The sequence below is a fragment of the Novipirellula sp. genome (genome assembly GCF_041583735.1).
Lineage (GTDB): Bacteria > Planctomycetota > Planctomycetia > Pirellulales > Pirellulaceae > Novipirellula.
On record NZ_JBFHFD010000818.1, the window covers coordinates 1 to 3,283 of the forward strand.

The window sequence follows — 3,283 nt, forward strand, 5'->3', positions numbered from 1 at the left end:
CGACTCCGCATCACCGCAGGTTTCCCCGTCGCAGACGCAAGCAACAGATGCGCGGTCTTATTTGAACAGGAGGAAACAGAGGAAACAGAGGAAACAAAGCCACAAATCACCTCTTTCTCTGTTACCTCCCTTTCCTCCTGTTCAACAACTTCTTCCGCACTCACATCGAGCCGTCACATTCAACGATTTCAAAATTTACAATTGTCAATTTAACTTTTTCAATCTTCCAGCCCCTCACTCCGCACTCTGCATAACCAACTAATTCTTGAACTGTGCAAGTGTCGGTTCCCGCACGCAGTAAATGCATAGCAAAACGATGGCGAAAAACATGCGAACTGACGTGCTTGTGAATTACCGCCTGGAGGACAGCCACTTCAACTCGCGTGCGGCTCCGGGACACATCCGCTCCAGGGCCTTCGGCAATCACCCGATTCGGCAAAGAGAAGCTGGCCAAATCGGGACCTGTGGAGCAGATTCCGTCCCGGTTGCGATGGCCCCAAAGCTTTTCGGAGTACTGAATCGATTTTACCGACGCCCTGCATCGCCGCAGCACGATCTTTGCTGACTCTTTACATGCGTGCATTACAGGTCAATGCCTCTGAAGGAAAATTCGATTACAATTTTGCTTGACCCAAGAATCGCATCCCCTCATACTCAGCAAACGCCAACGGGCGATAACAATCCCTCGAACCGGCGATAACACTCCACGTGTCACCGAGGGAGCCGAAGGTCCAAACGGCGATAACAGCCCCAGGCCTCACTTATAACCACCACAACCAGCGATAATTACTTCGTTCCCCGACTGAATAACACTCCCAACATGGACATGCACGATGGGTGGCGGCTACATTCAATGCGATGATTTTTGCGGCGACGACAAGTCCGGTTCGGCGATGTCCGGGGTGCTCGAAGAGCTACCCTCGCAACTTCCAGAATCCGAACGTGATACGTTCGTCAGCGAACTGATAGCTCCGCTTCAACGTCAACTAGATGAAACAGGTGAATACTTCCTAATTCCGTCTGCATCATCCAAACGACTGTTACCTATCGTTGACTTGCTATATGACAATTATCGACAACGATTTGGCGACGCCGACGTGTGGAATGCAATTGAACTGGACGATGAATCGGGCTTAGACCCAATCGAGGCCAAGTGGGGAAAGGGTGCGGGTTGGCGGTACTATTGTTTGACTGACCTTCGTGTGGCGCTTCAGCGTTCGATTGACTCCGATTCCGACGTTTGCGTATCCTTTGATTGACCAACGACTTCAACAAAGCGGGGAACAATGACATGCACGGGAGCACGGCTTGCGGCTTTTTTCGCAATGGATAGTCAACTCTCCGTGCCCCGTGATGTCCGCCGTTCCCCGATTGAAGGCGTGTACTGCTAAACTCTGTGATTCCATGAAACACATCCCGAAGACACGAGCAGACGAAATACTGCGGTGGCTGGACGAAAAGGTTACACCCGAACGAGCGATCGCGGAGATTCAGCGTGACGAAGAACACATAGCAAGCGTCGCGATTCCTGAACCCCTTGTCTTTCGCGTCTTATGGTTCGCGATAGGTGGCCTGCTGGTCGATCTTTTCTGGCGACTTGTCTACGGTCCAAGACGCACAGGCGATCAGCTTTTTGCAGATTGGCTATCGACCCTTGATCTATCGAATGCTGAACTTTGGAAATACGATACTGGCGGCGATTCGTGGGAGAAGCTTCGCGGAGAGTGCGGTTATGCAGTCATAGAACGTGGCGAGCTTGTAGATTTCTGGATGTGGTTTGAGAACTGACCGTATAGAATGGCGGGGAACAATGGCATGCACCGGACCGCGGCTTGCGGCGTTTTTCGCAACCGAAAGTCAAATCTCCGTGCCCTGTGATGTCCGCCGTTCCCCGACTTAAAATGTTCGTTTCCACGTGAGCCACACTGCGACTCAATTGATATGACACCAGTCGAACGTTTCGGATTCAGAACAACAGCGTTTTTTCGGGTGGCTGAATGCCAATTACTACATCTAGAGATTCCGACGGACAATCCTGACATGAGACCAGGTTTTCCCTTATTTCAGAAAATCTGCTTGGAACTTCCTGCTCCTCTAACTCCGACGTGCATCGCGTTTTCGCTTTGGACTTCCGAAATATGGGCTGACATTCGCACGAGCGAGAACGAAGAATTTCGGCTCGATTTTTCTGACTACAGCAACGGGTGGATGCTGTGGGTGTCAGTCGTCTCAAACTGCACAGACGTTTCTGTACGGTCGTTCTACAATGGGTTGTCCGAATCGCTTGAAACCGTACCGGAGATACACGGGATCCGTTGGTTCTTGGAGGAAGAAATTGATGGCCCTGACTTTCAAGCAACCCCATACGAGAAGGGCTCGCATTCGTACCTGCTTGGTTAAAGGAAACGGCGGGGGAACCATCGGTTGCACTTCAGCACGGGTTGAAAGTTAATGGGCCATCCTAACGTCTTTCGCCCGTGCGGGCTGAACCGTACCGTTCGCCGACTAAAAACACTTCACTTCACTTCACTTCACTTCACAACTGCCGCTTCACTTGAACCGTTTTCGTTTACTCCTAATCGCCATGCTTGTGCTCGCCGTATTTATGACGGTCCGCACCGCAATATGGGAGGCACGCTACACCGCTGGCAATGGAACTTGCATCATGAAGCTTCCAGAAACTGCGATCTGGGACCCTCCATTGCTTCCCGCATACTCCGAATTTGCGGCTACATTTGACCACCTACCTCAAACGCAACCGCCGAACTCTCGAATCTATCGCCTGCTCAAATGGGACTGGATGCTTCTCGAACTCTTGTTCTACTGCCTTGGTTCCTTCGTTCTCGTCACGCCACTGTATTGGCTCACACGTCGTGCGAGTCCTGACCCGGTACTTCATGTCACAACGTGGATCGGAATCGGAATGACCGGATCAGCTGTGGATTGCCTTGTGCTTTGGCTCGTATTCGGTGGTTGGGGCCCACCTGCACCTCTATTTTTTGGCATCGTTGGCTTGTTCGTCGGCGCTATTGCTGGATTCGCTACACTCCCCAAAACGGCGGCGCACCATCGGTTGCAATGGAGTCCGCGAGTTGACATTATTGAAGTGGAGAGTCGTTCGCGTGGCCCCGCTGAACCGTAACGACTATGAAGTCCGAGGTTGGCAAGTGGTGTTGAGGTAATTTTCTTTTCTTATTTCATTTTTTTCCGCGGGTGGTGGTGAGGTGCCGTCGCCGGAGGCATTTTTCGGTCGCTCGCCCGTCAGTGGCGACCGAAAAATGAC

Annotated in this window: 3 protein-coding genes; 2 read left to right on the plus strand and 1 reads right to left on the minus strand. The window is 51.8% G+C overall.

What is annotated here, in order from left to right; all coding sequences use genetic code 11:
- Window positions 1–160 precede the first annotated feature (160 nt).
- Entirely contained in the window at window positions 161–583 is a 423-nt protein-coding gene (locus ABX962_RS33190; protein ID WP_372725969.1) for a tyrosine-type recombinase/integrase, read from the minus strand.
- Between the two features lie 250 nt (window positions 584–833).
- Between ABX962_RS33190 and ABX962_RS33195 the strand changes: the two genes are divergently transcribed.
- Together ABX962_RS33195 and ABX962_RS33200 are read left to right on the plus strand one after the other, a co-directional pair.
- Window positions 834–1,259, plus strand: coding sequence for a hypothetical protein (locus ABX962_RS33195; protein WP_372725970.1), 426 nt, complete (start codon window positions 834–836; stop codon window positions 1,257–1,259).
- Window positions 1,260–1,404: 145 nt separating this feature from the next.
- Entirely contained in the window at window positions 1,405–1,788 is a 384-nt protein-coding gene (locus ABX962_RS33200) for a hypothetical protein (protein ID WP_372725971.1), read from the plus strand.
- The last annotated feature ends 1,495 nt before the right edge of the window (window positions 1,789–3,283 follow it).